Origin of the sequence: Micromonospora sp. WMMD730 (genome assembly GCF_049178955.1) — a bacterium.
GTDB lineage: Bacteria > Actinomycetota > Actinomycetes > Mycobacteriales > Micromonosporaceae > Micromonospora > Micromonospora wenchangensis.
Genome location: NZ_JBMHML010000002.1, coordinates 13301 through 36184, shown reverse-complemented (window position 1 = coordinate 36184; position 22884 = coordinate 13301). Strand labels below are relative to the sequence as shown.

General features: G+C 74.6%; 12 protein-coding genes and 2 pseudogenes. 7 read left to right on the top strand and 7 right to left on the bottom strand.

All coding sequences use genetic code 11. From position 1 onward, the window contains the following. Positions 1–55: 55 nt before the first annotated feature. Positions 56–1132: a PHP domain-containing protein gene (locus ACN265_RS00175; protein WP_204926976.1), complete on the top strand. Its 1077-nt coding sequence runs from the start codon at positions 56–58 to the stop codon at positions 1130–1132. A 132-nt stretch (positions 1133–1264) separates the two neighbouring features. Then, positions 1265–2935, top strand: a complete 1671-nt coding sequence (locus tag ACN265_RS00170) for a DUF885 domain-containing protein (protein WP_421405674.1) — start codon at positions 1265–1267, stop codon at positions 2933–2935. Positions 2936–3020: 85 nt separating this feature from the next. On the opposite strand, the gene ACN265_RS00165 is transcribed toward ACN265_RS00170, so the two are convergent. From ACN265_RS00165 to ACN265_RS00155, 3 genes are all read right to left on the bottom strand, one after another. After that, positions 3021–4529, bottom strand: a complete 1509-nt coding sequence (locus ACN265_RS00165; protein WP_421405673.1) for a DUF6114 domain-containing protein — start codon at positions 4527–4529, stop codon at positions 3021–3023. 92 nt (positions 4530–4621) lie between these two features. Beyond that, positions 4622–5236, bottom strand: coding sequence for a DUF6230 family protein (locus ACN265_RS00160; RefSeq protein ID WP_204926973.1), 615 nt, complete (start codon positions 5234–5236; stop codon positions 4622–4624). Positions 5237–5598: 362 nt separating this feature from the next. Then, positions 5599–6768, bottom strand: a complete 1170-nt coding sequence (locus ACN265_RS00155; protein ID WP_421405672.1) for a DUF3068 domain-containing protein — start codon at positions 6766–6768, stop codon at positions 5599–5601. Between the two features lie 113 nt (positions 6769–6881). Here ACN265_RS00155 and ACN265_RS00150 point away from each other — a divergent pair, with 113 nt between their 5' ends. Beyond that, complete coding sequence (locus ACN265_RS00150; protein WP_421405671.1) at positions 6882–8099, top strand: acyltransferase family protein; 1218 nt, start codon at positions 6882–6884, stop codon at positions 8097–8099. Here the strand turns inward: ACN265_RS00150 and ACN265_RS00145 are convergent. Further along, positions 7994–12241, bottom strand: coding sequence for an alpha-(1->3)-arabinofuranosyltransferase domain-containing protein (locus ACN265_RS00145; protein ID WP_421405670.1), 4248 nt, complete (start codon positions 12239–12241; stop codon positions 7994–7996). The two genes, ACN265_RS00150 and ACN265_RS00145, sit on opposite strands and share 106 nt — an antisense overlap. Positions 12242–12413: 172 nt before the next feature. On the opposite strand from ACN265_RS00145, the pseudogene ACN265_RS00140 reads away from it, so the two are divergent. Then, positions 12414–13559: pseudogene (locus tag ACN265_RS00140) on the top strand (glycosyltransferase family 4 protein); the annotation flags it as partial. A 131-nt stretch (positions 13560–13690) separates the two neighbouring features. On the opposite strand, the gene ACN265_RS00135 reads toward ACN265_RS00140, so the two are convergent. Further along, entirely contained in the window at positions 13691–13885 is a 195-nt protein-coding gene (locus ACN265_RS00135; RefSeq protein WP_145922205.1) for a hypothetical protein, read from the bottom strand. 136 nt (positions 13886–14021) lie between these two features. Beyond that, positions 14022–15569 (bottom strand): annotated as a pseudogene (locus tag ACN265_RS00130) (hypothetical protein); the annotation flags it as partial. 149 nt (positions 15570–15718) lie between these two features. Between ACN265_RS00130 and ACN265_RS00125 the strand changes: the two are divergent. The 3 genes from ACN265_RS00125 to ACN265_RS00115 all read left to right on the top strand — a co-directional run bounded on the left by ACN265_RS00125 (position 15719) and on the right by ACN265_RS00115 (position 21695). After that, complete coding sequence (locus tag ACN265_RS00125; RefSeq protein WP_421405669.1) at positions 15719–17134, top strand: polysaccharide biosynthesis protein; 1416 nt, start codon at positions 15719–15721, stop codon at positions 17132–17134. A 12-nt stretch (positions 17135–17146) separates the two neighbouring features. Further along, on the top strand, positions 17147–19663 hold the full coding sequence (locus tag ACN265_RS00120) for a DUF5005 domain-containing protein (RefSeq protein ID WP_421405668.1): 2517 nt from the start codon (positions 17147–17149) through the stop codon (positions 19661–19663). Between the two features lie 211 nt (positions 19664–19874). Beyond that, the gene (locus ACN265_RS00115; RefSeq protein WP_420119418.1) at positions 19875–21695 is read left to right on the top strand and encodes a VanW family protein; all 1821 of its coding nucleotides are present in this window, start codon (positions 19875–19877) and stop codon (positions 21693–21695) included. Positions 21696–21909: 214 nt separating this feature from the next. Here ACN265_RS00115 and ACN265_RS00110 read toward each other — a convergent pair whose 3' ends face one another. Then, the gene (locus tag ACN265_RS00110) at positions 21910–22536 is read right to left on the bottom strand and encodes an NADPH-dependent F420 reductase (protein WP_204926965.1); all 627 of its coding nucleotides are present in this window, start codon (positions 22534–22536) and stop codon (positions 21910–21912) included. Positions 22537–22884 lie beyond the last annotated feature (348 nt).

Sequence of the window (22884 nt, the reverse complement as noted above, 5' to 3'; positions counted from 1 at the left end):
CCCCGCGCCGCCGGTCGTCCCCCGACCGGCGGCGCGGGCGCGTAGGTTGCCATCCATGAGCGCCAGAGACCCCGTCGCCGACCTGCGCCGGATCGCGTTCCTGCTGGAGCGGGCCAACGAGGCCACCTACCGGGTACGCGCGTTCCGCTCGGCGGCGACCGCCCTGGCCGCGCTGCCGGCGGCGGAAGTGGCCGAGCGGACCCGGGCCGGCACGCTCACCGACCTGCCCGGGGTCGGCGACGTGACCGCCCGCTGCGTCACCGAGTCGTTGGCCGGCGAGGAACCGGTCTACCTGCGCCGGCTGGTCGCCACCGAGGGCGTCGACCTGGACGAGGCGGCCGGCGCGTTGCGGGCCGCGCTGCGCGGCGACTGCCACACCCACTCGGACTGGTCCGACGGCGGGTCACCGATCGAGGAGATGGCGCTCGCCGCGGTCGAACTCGGCCACGAGTACGTGGTGCTGACCGACCACTCGCCCCGGCTGACGGTGGCCCGTGGCCTCACCGCCGACCGGCTGCGCCGGCAGCTCGACCACGTGGCGGCGGTGAACGCGGCGCTGCCCGAGGGGTTCCGCATCCTCACCGGTATCGAGGTGGACATCCTCGCCGACGGCACCCTCGACCAGGACGAGGAGCTGCTGGCCCGGCTCGACGTGGTGGTCGGTTCGGTGCACAGCGGCCTGCGCGACGAGCGGGCCCGGATGACCCGCCGGATGCTCACCGCGATCGCCAACCCGCACCTGGACATCCTCGGCCACTGCACCGGGCGGATGGTGTCGTCCCGGCCCGCCGGGGTGACCGGCCCGGGTGACAAGGGGCACCGGGCGCGGACCCGCGCCGAGAGCGACTTCGACGCGGACGCGGTCTTCGCCGCCTGCGCCGAACACGACGTGGCCGTGGAGATCAACTCCCGGCCGGAGCGGCAGGACCCGCCGAAGCGGCTGATCCGCCGGGCCCTGGAGGCCGGCTGCCGGTTCGCCATCGACACCGACGCGCACGCCCCCGGGCAGCTCGACTGGCAGCGGTTCGGCTGCGTGCGGGCCGCGTTGTGCGGCGTCCCCGCCGACCGGGTGGTCAACACCTGGCCGGCGGACCGCCTGCTCGACTGGACCCGCGCCCGCGCCTCGGGATGATCAACTCTTCTGGGGCGATGTTGCGGTATCCCCTGGGCTCGGATAGCGCAACGACGGCTCCGGCGTGCCGTTCACCCCGGGCCCGGCAAACACACTCGACAACCGGCCCCGACGGTCACGTAGGGTCGCAGCGTGGGACGAATCGATGACCTCGCGAACCGGTACGTGGCCGACTGGGCGCAACTGAGCCCGACCGGCGCCACCTACGTCGGCATCGCCGGCTACGACGACCAGCTCGACGACCTCTCGCCCGCCGGTTACGAGGCACGGGCCGAACTGACCCGGCTCACCCTCGCCGACCTGGACGTGACCGAGCCGGAGTCCGAGGCGGAACGGACCGCCAAGGAGGCGATGCAGGAGCGCCTGGGGCTGGAGCTGGCCCGGCACGACGCGGGCGAGATCACCAGCGAGGTGAACGTCATCGCCAGCGGCCTGCACGAGATCCGGATGGTCTTCGACCTGATGCCCACCGAGGGTGAGCAGGGCCGGGCCGCCGTCGCCGCCCGACTCAACCGGTTCGCCGCCACCCTGGAGGGCTACAAGACCACGCTGCGTGAGGCCGCCGCCGCCGGCCGGGTCAGCTCCAAGGTGCAGCTGACCGAGGTGGCCAAGCAGTGCGACACCTGGACGGACCCGCACGGCGACAACTTCTTCCACGGGCTGGTGCAGCGGCTGGACGCCGACGGCACGCTCGGTGCCGAGCTGCGCCGGGGCGCGGCGGCGGCGACTGCGGCGACCGCCGAGTTCGGCCAGTTCCTGCGTACCGAACTGGTTCCGCTGGGGCGGGACAAGCAGGCCGTCGGCCGGGAACGGTACGAGCTGGCCTCGCAGTACTTCCTCGGCGCGAAGGTCGACCTCGACGAGACGTACGCCTGGGGGTTCGCGGAGCTGGCCCGGTTGGAGGCCGAGATGCGGATGGTGTCGGGCCGGATCGCCGGCCCGGGTGCCACCATCGACGAGGCGGTGGCCGTGCTGGACGCCGACCCGGCGCGCACCATCCAGGGCAAGGAGGCGTTCCGGGACTGGATGCAGGCGCTGGCCGACAAGGCGATCAACGAGCTGCACGGCACCCACTTCGACATCCCCGAGCAGGTCCGGCGGATCGAGTGCTGCCTCGCCCCGACCAGCGACGGGGCGATCTACTACACCGGGCCGAGCGAGGACTTCTCCCGCCCGGGGCGGATGTGGTGGGCGGTGCCCCAGGGCGTCACCGACTTCTCCACCTGGCGCGAGGTGACCACCGTCTACCACGAGGGCGTGCCCGGCCACCACCTCCAGGTCGCGCAGACCGCCGTCCGGGCGGAACTGCTCAACCGCTGGCAGCGGCTGCTGTGCTGGGTCTCCGGCCACGGCGAGGGCTGGGCGCTCTACTCCGAGCGGCTGATGGACGAGCTGGGCTACCTGGAGGACCCGGGCGACAAGCTCGGCATGCTTGACGGGCAGGCGTTCCGGGCGGCCCGGGTGATCCTCGACATCGGCATGCACCTGGAGCTGGAGATCCCCCGGGACAACCCGTTCGGCTTCCACCCGGGTGAGCGGTGGACGCCGGAGCTGGGCTGGGAGTTCATGCGGGCGCACTGCCGGGTGCCGGACGAGAACCTGCGCTTCGAGCTGAACCGCTACCTGGGCTGGCCGGGGCAGGCGCCGTCGTACAAGGTGGGCGAGCGGATCTGGCTGCAGGCCCGGGAGGAGGCGATGGCCCGCAAGGGCGCCGACTTCGACCTGAAGGAGTTCCACCGGCAGGCGCTCGACCTGGGTGCGCTCGGGCTCGACCCGCTGCGCCGGGCCCTGGCCCGGCTCTGATCCGCACCGCCGGTCGGCGGGCGTGACGGGTGGTCGGGGGCGGGCGGATGCCCGCCCCCGACACACCGTGGGGGTGGGAGCAGGGTCAGGAGAGGCTCAACGCCAGGGCCGGTCGGGCGGTCAGCGTGTCGGAGTCGACGAACGCCAGGTCGATCGCCGGGTCGGTGAAGGTGATCGGGATCGGCGAGGTGACCGGGATGCCGTCGGGGAACGGCAGGTCGGGGGTCAGCGTGACGGTGATGCCGAGCAGCTTGCCGACGAACCGGGTGGCGTAGAACGCGACGTCGCCCCGCACCGTCAGCTCGTCGGTGACGTACCGCTGGTGGCGCCCCGCCGGACCGTCCGCAACCAGGCTGAAGTCGGCGGTGACCGCCCGGCTCATGCTGAACTTCAACGCCTTCAGCGTGCCGTCGGAGGTGGGCAGGTCGACGATGCCCTCGAACCGCAGCCCGGTCATGGTGACCCGGGTGCCGGTCAGCTTGGACGGCTGCCGGGCCACCCTGGGCTGCCCCGGCTCGGGGGCGATCCTCGGCAGCGGCCGTCCCGGCCGTACGGTGCCGGGGCGGGCGGGTCTGCCTGGGGCACAGCGGGTTCCGGAGCCGGTGGCGGTGGGTTTCGGCCGGGCGGTGGGGGTGGCCTTCGGGGTCGCCCCGGCGCCCGGCGACGGGGTGCCGTCCGGCGACGGGCTGGCGGCCGGCTCGGTCTTCCCACCCCCGGTGAACAGGTCACCGAGGCCGTGCAGCAGGTCGGTGAGCAGGTTGCCGTCCGGCGAGGGTGATGGCGACGGGCTGGCCGCGCCGGGGGTGGCCGACGGGGTCGCGGTCCGGCTCGCCGTGGGGCGCGGGGCGGCGGTCCCGGTGGGTGCCGGTCGCGGGCAGGCCGTCGGTGCCGGCTGCGGCGCGGCGGCCCGGACCGGCCCCGGCGCGGCGGCCCGTACCGGCTTCGGCGCGGCGGCCACCAGTGCACCGGCGGCGAGGCCGAGGACCAGCAGCGCGACCCCGAGGTGGCGTGGGTCCCGCCCGCCGGCGGGGTCCTGCGCCGGGTCTCGCTGCGCGGCGGCGTCCGCCCCGGGGCCGCCGAAGAAGCCGAGCCGGCCGTCGGCGTCGAACCCGTCGTCGGCGTCGGGGTCGGCGTCCGGGTGGGCTCCGGCGGCGGTCGGTCCGGCGGTGGGCGGCGCGGCGGTGTCGGCGGCGGGCGGTGTGGCGGGGCGGATCGGGGTCCAGGCGAAGCCGAGGGCGCTGCCGACAAGGCCGAGCAGCAGGCCGAGGAAGAAGCCGCCGAGGTTGAGACCCATCAGCGAGTAGACCGTGGTGACCGCCGCGACGATCGAGTAGAACAGCCGCTGACCGGGGCTGAACCAGAGCAGCAGCCCGCAGGTGACCAGGATGATCGGGATGAGCAGCGAGTAGAGCCCGGTCGCGCCGGAGGAGAAGCTCAGCCCGTTGAGGGTCATCCTGGTGGAGGCGAACATCTCCACCCCGGCGAGCACGGTGAGCAGGCCGCCCCAGAACGGCCGGCTGCGTCGCCACCGGCGGAAGCTCCGCCACCCGCGACCGGGGCCGGTCGGGGCGTACGGCGGTTGCGCGCTTGTCACGTGCTCCTCCTGGGCGGATGGGTACGGGGTCGGGCGGGCCGGGCCCCTGCCGTCCGGCGGGGGGTGACGGGAGGGGTCCGGCCCGGTGCGGATCAGTCGTCCGCGAAGCACTCCTTGCCCTTCGCGGCCTCCCCGACGTTCACCTTGAGTCGCAGGCCGGTCAGGTTGAAGGTGGCCGCGGTGGTGTAGCGGGAGACCTGCCGCAGGTCGGTGATGGTGACGTGCTGGGCGTCCTGGCCGAACGAACCGGCCTGCGCCGACGCGTTGAGGTCGGTGGCGTCCCGGCCGATGCGGATGTTGGTGAAGGTGGCGTTGCCGCCCAGGCTGTCCATCGCGATCATCATGTTCTTGGCGGTGGCCGGCTTGTCGTCACCGGCGTTGATGGTCAGCACCACCGGCAGGCCGGGCAGGTCGGCGCGGACGGACTGGCAGAGCTTGTAGAGCTGGGCGCTGCTGATCTCGGAGAGGGCGACCGGGTGGACCTTGCCGTTCTTCTCCTTGACGATGCCGCCGTACTGGGTGAAGCCGTCGCCCTCCAGACGTTCGGCCCCGATCTTGAAGGTCTGCCCGGAGACGGTGATGTCGGAGGCGATGGCCCCGCTCTGCATGCCGAACAGGATGGCGCCCACGGCGGCCGTCGCGGGCACCATCATCGCGGCGAAACGCCGCCACCGGGTACGCCCCGGCTCGTCGGTCCGATTCTGCACGGATTCCTCCTCAGGCTGGTGCCGGTCGTGGGAGCCGGTCGGGCCGCGACCGGGCCGGAAGATCTGTTACCGACGGGTAACGAATGCGTGCCTGATGGTGCACCCACTGAGGCGTGGCTCACAAGACCCCACCTACCGACCGGTAACCGTCGATCATCCGAGCCGGTCGCCGTACTCACGCTGGGTGCAACCGATCCCCGGCAGTCGACCGGATAGATGCCGCCAAATCCGGCGTCATCCATCACTGCGAGTTGGTAAACCATTGACAAGTTACGATTCCATAACGGACGCGTACGGTCACCACGGAGACGCGGAGGGCGGGCCGGGAGACCCGACCCGCCCTGGTGTGCCGACGTGCGCGGTCAGCGCGAGCCGGGCTCACCCCCGCCCCGCCAGTTCGTCGACGCGGGTGGGATCTCGTCGGTGAGCGGGCCGCCCGACCGCCCGACGGTCGCCGGCTCGGCCTTCCCGTCGCGGGTCGGGGCGTCGGTCGCCGGGGCCACACCGGCCCCCTTCGGCCCGGCGGCCGGCGTCGCGCGCCGCCGCCCGGCGACGACCAGCCAGAGGCCCACCAGCAACAGCAGGCCACCGAGGACGGCCAGCCCGATCGGCAGGGTACGGCCGATCAACTGGAGCTTGTCCCGGGTCACCCCGGCCGACTTCACACTGTTGGCGATGGTCGCCTCGTCGTAGACGAAGTCCGCGACCAGCAGGGTCACCGGGCTGCCCTGATTGGGCACGAAGTTCTTCCGCTGCTGCTCACGTACCTTGACGAAGTTGCCGCTGACCGGCTCGATCCAGATCGTCCGGGTGTTGCTGTAGGTGACCTTGCCGGTGGTCGCCCCCGGTGCCAGCGCGCCGGCCAGCGCGGTCAGCGAGCCTTCCGGGGTGACCAGGTCGGTCTCCGGGATCTGCTGCACGTACCGGTACGCCTCGGTGCCGTTGATCTGCTCGGTGCCGTCGAACGCGATCGGCAGCCCCCGGCGCAGGTCCCGGTCGAAGAAGGTGTGGTCCCGCCGCTCGGCACGGAACGGGAACTTGTAGGTCTGCCCGGCGAAGGTCACCGAGTCGTCGGTGCCGCCCGGACCGTCGGTGTCCAGGTACTGCTTGTCCCAGTCCCGGGCGGCGGCAGTGACCCGGTCCAGGGCGAACTCGGCCGCGTACTTGCTGACGTCGGAGCCGTTGTCGGTCCGCACGACGGTGCCGTAGACGTCCCAGACGACCGCGTCGCCCCTGAGGTCGCCGGTCATCTCCTTCTCGGTCGTCGACGCCTGCGGCACCACCTCGGTGGTCGCCTTGAGCTGACCGGTCTGGATCGTCGGCTTCCCGTCGAGCACCTGCATGAAGGTGGCGTTGTCGGCGACCGCGACGCTCGCCCGCAGGCAGCCGTCCGGCTTGCCGTCCGCGTTGCAGAACGTCAGGTCGTACGGCAACTTCGTCACCGACGGCGCCACGTAGTACGCCGTTCCCGCGGCGACCGCGAGCGACAGCACGCCGATGCCGAACAGCGCGGCACCCAGGCGAGTCTTCACTGGTCCTCCCCTAACAAAGACGGTCAGCCGGTTACCGGCGGAAGATCGAGGATGTAAAACTTGGCCGCACGTTACTCCCGAGTCACATAGCCCCGCGACCCTCTGGACGGTTGATGTCTGCCCCGATTCCCGATCAGGTCCTGCGGCGGCTGCCCGCCCTCGACGCCGTCCGGGTGATCGGGGCACTCGCCGTGGTGGGGCACCACGTCGGTTTCGCCACCGGGCGTAACACCGGCGACACCGCCGTCGGAGCCTGGCTGTCCCGACTGGACGTGGGCGTCGCGGTCTTCTTCGTGCTCTCCGGGTTCCTGCTGTTTCGGCCGTACGCGCACGCGCGGGCGACGGGCCAGCGGCCCCCGGGCACCGGCCGCTACCTGTGGCGGCGGGCCACCCGCATCCTGCCCGCCTACTGGGTGGCGGTGGTGGTCTGCCTGCTGGTGCTGCCGCAGAACCGGCCGGCGTCGACTGGCGACTGGCTGCGGCACCTCACGCTGACCCAGATCTACCAGCACGGTCAGCTCCGGCACGGGCTCAGCCAGACCTGGAGCCTGGCCACCGAGGTCACGTTCTACCTGCTGCTGCCGGTGCTGGCGGTCCTCCTGCTCGGCCGGCGACGGACACCGGGCACACCGACGTCGGCCCACCCGGACGGGGTGCTGCGGATCGCGCTGGCCGCGACGGCGGTGACCGGGGGCTGGGTGGCGTTGATGGGGGCGGGCGTGCTCAGCCTCGGCCTGCACACCATGTGGCTGCCCTCGTACGCCGGCTGGTTCGGGGCCGGGATGGCCCTGGCCGGCGCGCAGGTCGCGCTGCGCACCGGCCGGGGCGGGCGCTGGCGCTTCCTGGACGACCTGGGCCGGGCCCCGCTGGCCTGCTGGACGATCGCCCTGGGCGCGTTGGCCGTCGCCACCACCCCGGTCACCGGCCCCCGGGACCTGGCCGAGCCGACCGCCGGGCAGTTCGCCACCAAGCTGGTGCTCTACCTGGTGGTCGCGGTGCTGCTGATCGTGCCGGTGGCGTTCGGGCCGCAGACCCGCACCAAGGGCGTCTTCGACAGCATCGTCGGCCGGTGGCTGGGCCGGGTGTCCTACGGGCTGTTCCTCTGGCACCCGTTCGTGCTGGAGGGGATCTACCTGCTCGACGGCCGGCCGGAGTTCACCGGTGACCCGCTCGGCACGTTCGCCCTCACCGTGGCCGGTGGGCTGGTCCTCGCGGCGGTCAGCTACTACGCGGTGGAGCGCCCCTTCCAACGCTGGGGTGGCCGGTGGCCGCGTCGGCGCAGCACCAGCGAGAGCCAGAGCAGGGTGGCGGTGGCGACCGCGGCCAACTGAGGCGGCCAGGCGGTGTGCCCGCCCCGGGTCGCCGCCCACCAGCCGGCCACCGCGAAACACGCCACCGGCAGCCAGCGCACGGTGGCCCGGCGCAGCCGGTGCATGCCCCGCCGGTCCGGCGGGTGCAGGTGCGGTTCCAACGCCCGCCCGGCCAGCACCACGGCCACCACCGCCAGCGCCACCCCGACCGCCGCCGGCCCGCCGAACAGCAGCAACGCCGCGCCGCCGACGAGCGCGGCGAGCACCCGCCCGCGCCGCCGCCGCGGCACCACCGCCCCCGGGGTACGCCGCGACGGCAGCACCGCCAGCAGGGCCACCCCGGCCAGCAGCACCGCCCCGGCCCCGAGCGCCAGCACGTACCCCCGGTCGGGGGCGAACCGCAGCGTCACCGTACCGGCGACGTCGGCCGGGACGAGCCAACCCTGCTGCCAGCCGTCCACCACGAACGGGGTGAGCGTCCGGCCGCCTGCGGTGGCGACCCAGCCGGCGTTGGCGTTCTCCCGCAACGCCAGCACCCGCTGGCCGGGGTAGCTGTCCAGCCGCAGCACCCGGTGGGTGGCCGACCACTCGTCGATGCGCAGCACCGTCCGGGTCGCCCCGGGTTGCCGGGGTCCGACGGTCGCGTCGCCGGCCCCGGTGCCGGCCGTACCGCTCGTACCGGTGCCGCCGGCCGGGGCCGACCGGGCCGACGCCCCGCCGGTCGGGGTGAGCGCGAGCCGGCTCGGTACGGTCAGCCGGGTCCCCGCCGCCACCACCCGGTTCTCCCCGGCGGCCAGCCGCAGCGGCGTCTTCGCGGCCGGACCGCAGAGCACCGCCGGCACCTCGCGCAGTTCCACCAGGTCCCGCCGGCTGGCGACCAGCGCGGTCCGGCGCTGCCCACCACCGGCCACGGTCACGGTGGGGCCGGTGCCGCAGGGCAGGGTGACCCGCTTCGCGGGGTCCGCCGGGGTGGCCGGGCCGTCCGGCAGCACGGTCAGCTCACCCACCCCCACCGGCAGGTCCTGCGTCACCCGCCGGTACGGGTCGTACGACGCCACCGGCACCACGTCGGCGATCAGCACGGTCAGGTCGTCGCTGCGCATCGGCCTGTCGAACAGCAGCGTGCCGCCCTCGTCGAGCACTCCGCCGCGCATCCCCTCGTCACCGAGCACGGTGACCCGCCAGGGGCGGGCCGCCGCCGCACCGGGCGGCAGGGTGATCCGCAGGCCGGTGACGGTGCGCGCCTTCGGCCAGGTCAACCGCAGCCACGGTTGCCGGTCGGCGTCGGCGGCGTACCAGACGGTCGCGGGGTTCCCGTCGACCACCGCGCCGGGACGGGCGCTCGGGTGGGACACGCCGACGGTCGAGGCGGCCACGGTCGGGGTGACCCCGGTGGTGACCGCCGCCGCCCCACCGGGGTCGAGCAGCGCGTTGAGCGCTCCGCCGGGCCGGGGCCGGGCCCACAGCGCGACCCGGTGGTCCGCGCCGGCCGGCAACCGTACGGTGCGGTCGATCCGGTCGCTGTCCTCGGAGGCGCGGGCCATCGCCCCGGCACAGATCGGCCGGCCCTCGTCGAAGACGCACGCCGGGGCGGCCGGGGCGGCGGTGAACACCATCGCGGCCGGCCCGTCGGTGGCCGGTGGGTCCGGCACCACCAGGGTCCGGGCGGCCTCGACACCGGGGATGACGAGTTCGGCGATGCCCACCCCGCCGAAGCCGGCCCGCACGTCGAAGACCTCCTCGACGGTGACCCGGACGAACCGGGTGGGGTAGCCGTCGGGCAGGGTCACCTCGACGGTCTGCCCGGCGGTCTGCACGGTGCTCTGCTGCCGGCCGGCGGTCACGGTGATCCTGGTGGGCAGCGAGTCGGCCCCGGTGTCGAAGGTGATCCGCAGTTGCCGGACGACCTGCGGCCGGTCCAGCTCCACCTCGAACCACTGCCCCGGCGCGCGGGTCCCCGGGGCGGACCGCCAGGACGTGCTCAGGTCGCCGTCGACCGCCGCGTACGGCTGGTGTTCGGGGCGTCCCCCGCCCAACGGCTGCGCCTGCGACCACGAGCTGGACGCGGACACCCCGCCGATGCCGAGGTAGCGCACCACCGTGGACTGCCCGTCGGCCCACGGCGGCAGGTAGTCCCGGGCCGGTGCGTCGAGCTGGGGGCGGTCCCGGGCGGTCATGGTGGCCGAGGCGTTGTCGTGCTGCTGCCCGAAGGCCACCTCCCGGCGGCGCAACCCGTCGGTGAGCGTCACCGTCGACGCGTCCAGCCCGGCCGGGCGGTCCCCGGCGAGCACGGTCGGCGCGGCGGAGAGCCGGCCGGCGGCGGCCAGCGGCAGCAGCGACTCGGGGCCGCCGACGACAGTGGTCAGGTCGGCGGCGTCGTACGCGACGACCCGGTCGACGTCGCGGCGGACCTCGTACACCTCCAGGGCCCGGACCCCGACGTCCAGTCCCCGGTCGACGACGTTGCCGGGCAGCCGGCCCCCGCCGACCTCGGGGCCGAACCCGCGCACCGGCTCGATGCCGGGGGAACGCAGCAGCGCCTGCCGGACCACCACCGGCCGGACGGCCCCGCTGTGGCCGTAGTCGAGGTCGGAGCGCAGCAGCAGGTACTTCACCCCGGAGCGGGCGAGCAGGTCGGCGAGGCCGGCGGAACCCTCCCCGTCGGCCAGCGCCGACTCGACGGTGTCCAGCAGCCGGATGGTGCCGGGCGGGGTGAGCGGCACCGAGCTGCGCACCGCCCACGGCCGGTCGGACAACGGCTGGGTGATCTCGTCGCTGGGGCTGCCCCACAGGTAGCGGGGGAACCGGGCGGCGGGCACCACCAGCACCCGGTCGTCGCCGACGGCCCGGTCCAGCCAGTCCGACGCCTCCCGCCAGTAGCCGGGCACCCCGGTGAAGCTGCCCTGGGCGGCCAGCCCACCGCCGAGCGCGGGTGTGGCCACCGCGGCGACCGCGACCAGGGCGGTGCCGGTGACCAGGCCGGCACGCAGCCGGACCGGTTGCAACGCCCGGGGCAGCACGGCGGCCAGTTCGGGCCGGTCGCCGGTGCGGGCGGCCCGCAGCACCAGCCCGACCAGGTGTGCCAGGCCGAGGATGAGGGGCAGCCGGAGCACCACGTCGAACTTGTGCACGTTGCGCAGCGGCGCGCCGGCCGCGTCGAGGAAGGTGCGCTGGGTCTGCGCGCCGAAGCCGTCGAGCTGGCCGAGGTGGCCCAGCCCGACCAGGGCCAGCCCGACCAGCAGGCCGGTGACCAGGAACCGCCGGTGCGGCATGCCCCGGCGGGCCAACCCGGCGATGCCCAGCCCGGCCACCAGCAGGGTGGCGACCACCAGGGGACGTTCGGTGGCGAGCCGCCAGCCCGCCGTCCACGGCGGCCCGTACGCGCCGGTGAGGTAGGCGTGCCAGTGCGAGGCGCCGCGCAGCACGGTGGTGGTGTCGGTGGGGGTGGTGGTCACCGGCGCGGTCTCGATGTAGTCGAGGAAGGGCGGGCTGTACCGGCCGAGCAGCAGCAGCGGCACCAGCCACCAGGCGGTCGCCGCGCCCACCGCCAGCCCCCAGGCGGCGAGGGCCTTGATGCGGAGCCGGAACGGGTGCAGGCCGAGCAGCCAGAGCGCGGCCAGCGGCACCACGGCCAGCACGGCTGTCGCGTTGACCCCACCGGCGCAGGCCACCACGAGGGCCGACCGGGTGACCGCCCGCCGCACCGGCACCCCGTCGACCAGCCCGACCAGCGGGACGAGCACCCACGGGGCGAGCGCGCTGGGCCATGCCTCCACCGAGATCGGGCCGAGTTCGGTGAGCAGCCGGGGGGAGAGCGCGAAGGCGACCCCGGCGAGCAGCCGGGCCCACGGGGTGCCGACGTGCAGCCGCTCGGCGAGCCGGACCACGCCGACGCAGGCCACGGTCAGCAGCAGCGCCCACCACAGCCGCTGCACCACCCACGCCGGTACGGCGAGCAGCTTGCCGAGCAGGAAGAACGGCCCCATCGGCCAGAGGTAGCCGTACGCCTGATTCTGCAACTGCCCGAAGGTGCCGTCCGGGTCCCAGACGTGCAGGGCCCGGGTCAGCCATCCGGCCGGATCGATCGCCAGGTCGACCTTGGTGTCGATGGCGATCAGCCCGGGGTCCTGGAGGAACGCCAGTGCCGACAAAGCCAGACACACCGCCACCAAGCGCACACGCCACACCGTGCTCGATGTGTCGTCCGGCCCCTCGGCCGCCCCCGGACGGCCCGGCGACTGCTGCATCTCGCCTCCGATCGGGCATTGCGACGTGCGTGACGCAGCCCATAGTGTGACGCGACCGCGAAGACTACTCGGCAGTAGGAGTTGAGTGTTGGACGCACCCGCTGCCGCCACCACCAGGCACGTTCTGTTCCTCAACTGGCGGGACACCCGCAATCCGGAGGGCGGTGGCTCGGAGGTCTACGTCGAGCGGATCGCCGGCGAACTGGTCCGCCGCGGCCACCGGGCCACCCTGTTCTGCGCGACCCATCCCGCCGGCACCGCCGAGGAGACCACCCCCGACGGCGTACGCGTGCTGCGGCGCGGCGGCCGGCACACCGTCTACCTCCGGGCGGCGCTCGCGTACCTGGCCGGAGCGCTCGGCTTCGGCCCGCTGAGCCGCCGCCGGGGCGGTCGACCCGACCTGATCGTCGACGTCGGCAACGGGCTGCCCTTCCTCTCAGCCCTCTACGCCCGCCGGCCGGTCATCGCGCTGGTGCACCACGTGCACCGGGAGCAGTGGCCGGTGGTGCTCGGCCCGGGCCTGGCCCGGTTCGGCTGGTGGGTGGAGTCCTGGCTCGCCCCCCGGGTCTACCGCCGCTGCCGGTACGTCACCGTCTCCGCCGCCACCCGCGACGAGCTGGCCACCCTCGGCATCGACCCGGCCCGAATCGACATCGTGCACAACGGCACCCCGGACATGACCGTCGGCCCGGTGCCCCGCTCGGCGGAACCGTCGCTGGTGGTCCTCGGCCGGCTGGTCCCGCACAAGCAGGTCGAGGTGGCGCTGGCCACCCTCGCCGCGCTCGCCGACGAACTGCCCGGCCTCACCCTGACCGTGGCCGGGCAGGGCTGGTGGGAGGCGCAACTGCGGCACACCACCGCCGAACTGGGCCTCACCGACCGGGTCCGGTTCACCGGCTTCGTCTCCGACGCCGACAAGCGGCACCTGCTCGCCTCGGCCTGGGTGGCGCTCACCCCGTCGCTCAAGGAGGGTTGGGGGCTCACCATCGTCGAGGCCGGCGCGGTCGGCACCCCGACGGTCGCCTTCCGGGGCGCGGGCGGGGTCGAGGAATCCCTGGTCGACGGCGAGACCGGCCTGCTCGCCGAGGACGTGGACGACTTCGTGGCCAAGGTGCGGCGGCTGCTGACCGACGACGACCACCGGGCCACCATGGGCGCGGCGGCCCGCGCCCACGCCGCCCGGTTCACCTGGCCGGTCTCGGGCGAAAAATTCGCGGCCCTCGTGACGAGGGCCGCGAACGGTCCGGCGGGCACGCCGGGCGAGCGGTCGGGGCCGGCGGACACACCGGCGCAACGGTCGGAGCAGGCAGAACAGTCAGGGTCGACGGTGCCGGCGGGATCACCGGCCGGGCAGGTGGAACAGTCCTACCTGGTGCCGTAGACCAGCGGCTGGTTGGCACCACCGTTGCCGCCGCCGGACTCGGTGCGGGCGGCCTGCTCGGCCTTCGCCGCCTCGGCCGCCGACGTGCCGGTCAGGCTGGTGGCCAACGCCACCGTGCCGAAGGCACCCAGAGCGATCGCGGCCACCGCGACCAGAACCAACGAGAGAGCACTGCGCATGGTGCTGTATTCCTCCTCGTGAGCTGCGTGCGCGGGACGTTACCACCAAGTAGCCAATGCCGGGAGAGCCGCGCGGACGATCAACGACGGGCCCGGCAGGCAGCGGAGACAGCCGGCGACCGCCCGGTCACCGGCCGGCCGGATTCTCGTACAGGGTCAGGTCGGGCCCGGCGTACACCTCGCGCAACCCGGCCAGCGTCGCCGGGTCCAGCCGCCGGCCACCGACGGTCCGCTGCACCACCACCCACCGCACCCCGGTCGCGGCGACCGGGCCACCGGCGGCGAGCACCCGGCCCACCTCGGCGGCCCGCGGGTTCTCCCCCCGCACCGCCGTCGTCCCCACCCACAGCGTGTCGTCCACCAGCACGTCGGCGTCGACGTAGCGGGGCAGCGGGTCCAGCACCGTCCGACCGTCGTTCCACGGGTACGCCCGGTAGGCCCCGAACGGCAGCGACAGCACCTCCCCCGACCGGCCGTCCAGCCGCCGGGCCACCGCGTCCCAGTCCGCCGGGTACGCCACCGGACGCAGCCGGCCCGCCGCACCGAACGCCAGGTCGGGCAGCACCACCACGGGCAGCAGCAGCACGGCGGCGAGCACCGCACCGGCCCCACCCGGCGCACCCCGGGCGGCGACCCGGTCGGCCAGCCGCTCCGCCCCCAGCGCGGCGGCCAGCGCCAGCAGCAGCGCGTACGGGACCAGGAGCTTCTGCCCGTCGCGCAGCACCCCGGCCCCGGGCACCGTCGACACCAGCCAACCCAGCCCGGCCGACCCGCCCGGCAGGGCCCCGGCCAGGGCGGCCAGGAAACCGGCCCCGGCCAACCCGACGAGCCGGTACGCCGCCCCGGCCGGCCACCGGCCACGCAACTCCCGCAGGCCGTACCCCGCCAGCACCAGCAGGACCACCGTCGCCACCGGCGTCAACGGCGACGCGCGGCTCGCCGGGACGGTCTGCCCGTTCCAGATCCCACCGGTGCCGGCCAACGCGCCGACCACCCCGCTCCAGTTCTCCGCCCGCGCCGCGAACGCGGCCACCCCGGCCGGGTCGGTCCGGGCGTCCGCCGCGCTGAACCCGGCGACCACCAGCCACGGCAGGTTCAGCAGCAGCAACGCGCCGACGGCCAGCGCGGTCGTCCGGGCGGCACCCCGTCGGGCGACCAGCACGGCGACCGTGACCAGGGCGACCAGGCCACCCGTCGGGGTGACCACGGCCGGCAGTGCGACCAGCACCAATCGGCGTAGCCCACCCGGCCGGTGCACCCGGATCGCGGCGTCGACCAGCCAGGGCAGCGCCCCGTACGCCAGCAGCAGTCCCCAGTGCCCGATCAGCAGCCGCTCCGCCAGGTACGGCGTCCACGCGTACCCGACCGCGGCGACCACCCGGACCACCGGCCGCCGGGCGGGCACCAGCCGACCGGCCCCGATCGCGGCGAGCAGCAGCACCCCGGCCAGCACCAGCCGTTGCAGCAGCCACCCCGGCACCGCCTGGCTGGCCAGCGAGACCAGGGCGTCCAGCGGCACCGCCCGGGGCAGCGAGTCGACCGGGGCGACCAGTTCGGCCCGCCACGGCTGCCGGGGCACGAAGACCATGTCGTAACTGAGCACGTACCCGGGCGCGGCCAGCGGGGCCAGCACCAGCGCGGTGACGGCCAGCCCGGTGGCGACGAGGATCGGCCTCTCCCGCAGGGGTTGACCTCCTCACTAGGCTGACCCGGCGATCGGCGCCGGCGTGGCGACACTGTACTTGCGCTGCTGGCGACGGGCGGAGCCGACGACCCGGGACGATCACGGGCGGGGCAGCGGAGCACCGGCGGGGCCGGCGACACGGAGCGGTGATGGGCACAGCATCGGACGGCGCGCACGACAGGCGTCCCGGGACCGGCGACGGGCGACCCGGCGCTCCCGACGAGCACCCCCGCCCGTCCGGCGACGGGCCGGACCGGGGTCCGGGCGAGGGGCCGGGCCGGGAGGCGGGCGACGGGCCGGGCCCGGGGTCCGGCGGCGGGCCGGGCCGGACGGCCGGCATCGGCGTCGCCGGGGTGGCCGTCACCCTGGCCGGGGTCTTCGTCAACGGGCTCGCGTACGTGGTGCCGGTCCTCGGTGCCCGGCACCTCCCACCGGCCGAGCTGAGCGCGCTGGCCACCCTGCTGGCACTCGGCGCGATCGGCGGCGTGGCCGGCACCGGCCTGCAGATCGCGGTGGCCGTGCACCGGGCCCGGCACGGTCGGGCCGGCACCGCCCGCCCCACCCTGCTGACCGTGGCGGTGACCGCCGCGCTGCTGGCCGTGACGTTGCCGGTCGCCGCCGTCGGGCTGCGGCTGACCGGCCCGGCGGTGCTGCTGCTCGGGGTGCTGACCGTGGCCGTGGTGGCCGCCGGCCGGTGGCTCGGTGAACTCCAGGGCGACCAGCGTTTCCTGCGGCTGGCCGGCGGGATGGCGTTGCTCGCCGCCGGCCGCTACGGCGGCATGATCGCCGGGCTGGCGCTCGGCGGCGGGTTGACCGGCGCGCTGCTGGCCGGGGCGGTCACCTCCGTGCTGGTGCTGGCGCTGCTGGTCCGGCTCAACCGGGGGGCGGGCCTCGACCCGGTCGCCCCGACCCTGGCCACCCGGACGGTGCTCACCGCCAGCGGGGCGACCCTGGCGATGCTCGTCGTGTCGTACGCCGACCTGCTGCTGGCCCGCCGGTTCCTGCCCCCGGACGCCTCCGGCACGTACGCGGTCGGCACGGTGCTCACCAAGGGAGCGTTGTGGGCCCCCCAGGTGGTGACGGTGATCGCGCTGCCCCGGCTGGCCCGGGGTGACCGGGGCACCCTGCGGGCCGCGCTGCTGCTGGTCGGGGCGGCCGGCGCGGCGCTGGTGCTCGCCGCGACCCTCGCCGGTGGCCTGGCCTTCGGGTTGGCCGGCGGCCCGGAGTACACCCGCCACGGCGGTCTCGCCCCGCTGTTCGCCGCCACCGGGGCGCTGTACGCGCTGGTCTTCGTGCTGATCAACGCGCGGGTCGCGGCGGCCGCGCGATGGCCCTCGGCACCACTGTGGATCTCCACGGCGGGTTTCCTGGCCGCGACCGCCACGGTGGTGCCGCACACCGTCGCCGGGATCGCCGGTGCCGCCCTGGCCACGGCGGCGGTCACCGCCCTCGTCACCGGCGCGCTGACGGTCCGTCGCGGACCGGACGCACCGGCCACACCCACCCGGCCGACGGCTACCGCCCCCGCCGTTGATCGTGACACCCTACGGGTGGGTGACCAGTAGACGGGGGTTCTGGTGGCGGAGGTCGACCCGGGCCGGGAGCCGGTCGGCGTCCGCCGGCCGGCCCGCTGGCTGCTCGCCGTCTGGCTGGTCGGGCTGCTCGCCGCCGTACCCACCGCGACGCCGCAGCCGTCCCGACCCGACGGCGGGACGACCGCCGCCCGGCTGACCGCCGCCTTCGACGACTACGGCGACACCTCCGGCCGGTGGAACGGCGCCGACCGGACGGCCTCGGTACGGCTGCCCGACGGCCGGCTGCTCTGGCTGTTCTCCGACACCTTCCTCGGCCCGGTGCACCCCGACGGCTCCCGCCCCCGCAGCGCGCCGTTCGTGCACAACTCGGCAGTGGTGCAGCAGGGCGACCAGCTCACCACCACGCTGCACGGCGGCACCGCCGACGACCCACGCGACCTGATCCCCGCGACGACGCCCGGCGAGTTCTCCTGGATCGGCGACGCCACCGTCGCCGGTGACACCCTCCAGGTGCTGGTCCACCGCTACCGGCGTACCGGCCTCAGCCCGCTGGACCACGCCCTGCTCGGCACCGCCCTGGCCACCTTCGCGCTGCCCGCGCTCACCCCCACCGGGGTCCGTCCGCTGCCCCTGGGCCCCCGGGTCTCCTGGGGCTCCGAGCTGCTCCGCGACGGCGACCACACCTACGTGTACGGCACCGAGGCCGCCGGTGAGGCGAAGTTCGCCCACCTGGCCCGGGTGGCCGGCGACGACCTGACCGGCCGGTGGGAGTTCTGGACCGGCGACGGCTGGTCCCCCGACGACCGCACCTCGGCCCGGCTGCTCAGCGGCGTCGGCACCGCCTACGGCGTGCAGCGGGTCGACGGCCGGTACGTGCTGGTCACCCAGGAGAACAACCTGGTGTTCAGCGGCGACCTGGTGGCCTACTCGGCCGATGCCCCGACCGGCCCGTTCACCGGCCCCGACTACCTGCACCGGGCCCCCGAGACGGCAGCCGGCCACCTGGTCTACGACGTCGACCTGCACCCGGAGCTGGTCCGTCCCGGCCAGCTGCTGTTCTCCTACAACGTCAACGACGTCGACGACGCGGTCACCTACGCCGACGCGGGCCTCTACCGGCCGCGTTTCGTCGAGGTGCCGTGGCCCCGCCGCCGCCCCGACCCGGCCGAGCTGCCCCCGCCGCCGGTGGCGGTGACCGCCCGTCCGGGCGGCGCCGGCACCGCCGAGCTGGACTGGCCGCCGGTACGCGCCGACGACGAGCTGCGCTACCAGGTGCACCGGCGGGACGTCACCGCCGGCCAGACGCACTTCGTCCGGATCGGCGAACCGGTCGACGAGCCCCGCTTCACGGCCGATTTCCTGGTCAACGGGCACGACTACGAGTTCCGGGTGAGCGCCGTGGGCCGGCGCGGCGAGGGCCCGCCCTCACCGGCCGGCCGGGTCACCGCCACGGTGCCGCCCCCACCGCCGCCGGGCGGCCTGCGGGCGGTTCCGGGCCGCGCCGGTGACGTCGCGCTGAGCTGGCAACCGGTGCCCTTCGTCCAGCTCTACCGGGTGTACCGGCACGACCTGGACACCGGGGAACGCGGCACGGTCGGCACCTTCACCGGCACCACCGCCACCGTCGCGTTCCTGCGGCACGCGCACCGTTACGAGTTCACCGTGGTCGCGGTCGGCGGCGGCGGGGACAGTCCGCCGTCGGCCCCGGTCGGGGTCACCGCGCTGGTCACCCCGCCCGCGCCGCCGTCGGGTCTGGTCGCCGCCGGGCAGCCCGACGGCACCGTCCGGCTGGTCTGGCGCACCCTCGGGCCGGGCGTCTCCTACCGGGTGTACCGGCGCGACCTGACCACCGGCACCCGGGAGTACGGCCCACCCGCCGTGGAGGCCAGCGCCGGGCACCTCGCCCAACACCTGGAACACGGCCACGAGTACGAGTTCACGGTCAGTGCGGTGAACGGCGGCGGCGAGGGGCCCCGGTCCACGCCGGTGCGGGCCCGGGCCCGGTTCACCGCACCCGGCGACGCCCCACGGGCGCTACGCGCCGAGGCCGGTGCCGGCAGCGTCGAGCTGACCTGGCTCTCGTCGGTGCCGGACGGCTGGCACCGGGTCCACCGGCGCGACGTCACCGCCGGGGAACGCGACTTCACCACCGAGGAGATCCCCACCCGGGGCACCCGGGCCGTCGTGCCGGGGCTACGCAACGGGCACGAGTACGAGTTCACGGTGGCCGCGGTGAACCAGGCCGGTGCGGGACCGCGCAGCACGCCGGCACGGGCCACCCCGCAGTTGCCCACCCCCACCGGGCTCGTCGTGACCGCCGTCGGCACCGGTGAGGCCCGCCTGACCTGGCGACCGGCCGGGCCGGGGTTCGCCTACCGGGTGCAGTGGCGCGACGCCACCGCCGGGGAGCGGTGGCGTGTCGACCCGTACCCGGTGCGGGACACCCGGCACACGGCGGTGCTGCTGACCCGGGGGCACGACTACCAGTTCCGGGTCGCCGTGACCGACGGACGCGACGACGGCCCGCCGACCCCGGCGGTCGGCGTCCGCATCCGCTGACCACCGTCGGTCGCCCACGGCCCCTGTGCCGCCGACCACAGCCGCCGGGCGGTCATCCGGACACCGTGCCACGAACGCCCATACACCGTGTGACCGGCCGCGACACGCGGCGGTGAGGATGGCCGGACGCACGCTGTCGGCTGGCCGTCCGGTTGGCTACCGTAGGTGTCCCTGGGGGCCCGCAACCCCCCACGTGGTACGTCCGATCGAGGTGGCTGTGACCCTGTACGGCGACAAACCGGTCTCCGACGACCGCCCCACGGTGCAGGTCACCGCGGTGAGCTGGCCGTCCGAGGACGAACCCCCACCGGCCGGTGGGGCCGCAGGTCCCGGTGCCGGGCCGGGGCCGTGGTGGCGGCGCGGCCGGGTGCTGCTCGCCGGCGGGGTGACCGCCGCGGTGCTGGCCGGGGTGGTCGGCGCGGGCGCCTGGGCGTACGCCGGGGACGTGCCGCGCGGCACCAACGTGCTCGGCACCGAGCTGGGTGGCCGCAGCCGGTCCGACGCGGCCAGGGAGCTGCGGGCCGAGTTGGAGAAGCGGGCCGCGACGCTCGACGCGCCGCTGACCGTGGTGGTGGGCGAGAACCGGGCGGAGATCAAGCCCGCTGACGTCGGCCTGGCGGTGGACGTGGACGCCACCGTCGCCGCCGCCACCGACGCGCAGGCGCACCCGGTGGACCGGCTGTTCGGTTCCCGGTCGGTCGACCCGGTGGTGACTGTCGACGCCGCCAAGCTGGACGCGGCGCTGCGGCAGATCCTCGGCGAACAAGGCCGGGACATGACCCTGCCGGCGATCATCTTCACCGGCACCACGCCGAAGCCCGTCTACCCGAAGCCGAGCCTGACCCTGGACCCGGAGCAGTCCGCCCGGGTGGTCCGGGCGGGTTGGCTGGCCGGGCAGCCGGTGACGGTGCCGGTGGTGGAGAAGAACCCGGTGACCACCCGGGAGGAGGTGGACCGGATGATCGCCGAGCTGGCGAAGCCGGCCGTCGCCGCACCGGTGACGATCACCTCCAGCAAGGGGTCGGTGAGCGTCCCGCCCACGGCGATCGCCCGCGCGTTGCGCTTCTCGGCCGACGACGAGGGGAAGCTGACGCCGAGGGTCGACGTGAAGCGGCTGCGGTCGGCGCTGGGCAGCAAGCTGGCCGCGATCGAGTCGACGCCCAAGGACGCCGGGCTGACCATCTCGGGCGGTAAGCCGAAGGTGGTGCCGGGCCGGGCCGGCCAGCAGCTCGACTCGGCGGCGCTGAGCCGGGACCTGCTGGCGGTGCTGCCGAAGCCGGACGGCCGGACGGTCACCGGGCAGCTCACGGATGCCGAGCCGGAGCTGACCGAGGCGAAGCTCGCCGAGTTGGGCATCAAGGAGCGGGTCTCCACCTTCTCCACGAAGTTCCCCGGTGGGCTCTCCTCGCCGCGTAGCCAGAACATCATCCAGGCCGCGAAGGACGTGGACGGCACCATCGTCAAGCCCGGGGAGACGTTCTCGCTCAACGGGCACACCGGCGAGCGCGGCTACGCCCAGGGCTACAAGGACGCTCCGGTGATCCTCGGCGGCAAGCTGGTGCCCGGGGTGGGTGGCGGCGTCTCCCAGTTCACCACCACGCTCTTCAACGCCAGTTACTACGCCGGGCTCCAGGACGTCGAGCACAAGCCGCACTCGTTCTACTTCAGCCGCTACCCGGCGGTGATCGAGTCGACGATCTTCTGGCCGGACCTGGACTTCAAGTTCCGCAACAACACGCCGTACGGGGTCCTGATCGACACCGCGTACACCTCGAACACGATCACCGTGTCGATGTGGAGCACCAAGATCTACGACAGCGTGAAGACCGAGTACGGCCCGCGCCGCAACATCACCTCGCCGAAGACGGTCCACCTGGAGCCCGGCCCGAGTTGCATCGCCGCCGCCGGCAGCACCGGCTTCACCCAGGACGCCTTCCGCGTGATCAAGAAGGACGGCAAGGTCGTCAAGCGGGAGAAGTTCAGCTGGACGTACGACCCCGAGCCCAACTTCGTCTGCGGCCCCAAGCCCTGACCCCACGCCCCACCCGAACGGGTCGGGGACACCGACCCCGGACACGACCGAACCCCGCCGGCTGATCAGCCGGCGGGGCTCGCTGTCTCCCGGGTACGCGGTGACTGCCGGACATCCGGGCCGGCTCGGGCACCTGGTGCTCCCGGCACATGGGGTCTCTGCGGTGGTGGGTGGCGGCGGTGCCACCCGGCCGCGGCGCACCGACGTGGCAAGGTCAGGGGCGGGCTTCGGCGAGGCCCTGCCGGACACCCTCGGCGTCCCGGTCGGTGCCGTACACGGGGGTGTCGGGCTGCTGCCGCCAGCTCTCGTCGAGGGTGCCCGCGTCGACCGGGTCGAAGCCGAGCGCGTCGACGAGCTGCATCACGAGCTGCTTGGCGTCGGCGTCGTCCCCGGCCACCGGCAGCGCGATCCGGTCACCGGCGTCGGCCGGCTTGCCGTGGTCCATCAGGTGCGCCGCCTGGATGTTGTTGAACGTCTTCACCACCCGGGCGCCCTTGAGGTGGTCGGCGGTCCACCGGCTGGAGCTGAGGCTACGGTCGAGCAGCTCGGCGATGTCGCCGTCGCGCTGCGGGTAGTAGTTGTTGGCGTCGACCACGATCTTGCCGTCGAACGGCTGCACCGGCAGCGCGGGTACCGCGAAGAGCGGGATCGCCACCACGACCAGCTCGGCGTCCTGGACGGCCTGCTCCACGGTGCCGGCGGTCGCGCCGCTCTCCTGCGCCAGCTCGGTGAGGCTCTCCGGCCCCCGCGAGTTGGCGACTGTCACGTCGTGCCCGAGGGCGCCCAGCCGCCGCGTGAGGGTGCCGCCGATGTGCCCCGAACCAATGATTCCGATCTTCATGGCCACTCCTGCCTCCGCCGGTCCCGACGGTCAGTTCCGGTCGTACGGTCAGCAGGTACCCCGACAGGTCCGCTCCGATCGTGGACGAGGCGTGCACCACGTCACGTCGTCACGGACCCCGGCGCGGGGCCCCGGGAGTCAGTCCCGCATCGACGGTACGAGGTCACAGGCGTCGTACGGGCCGATTCACGGAACGTCGCCCGCCTGTCCCCGGCGCGGGCGTGGCGGGGTTGCCTCGACGTCTCCGGGCTGCTGGTCCGCGAAGGGCGGAGCGGGTGGTGGGCGGGCCGCTCTCCGTCTGGCTGCCTATCGCCGACGTCGCGGATGTAGGGGTATCCCGTGTCGGGA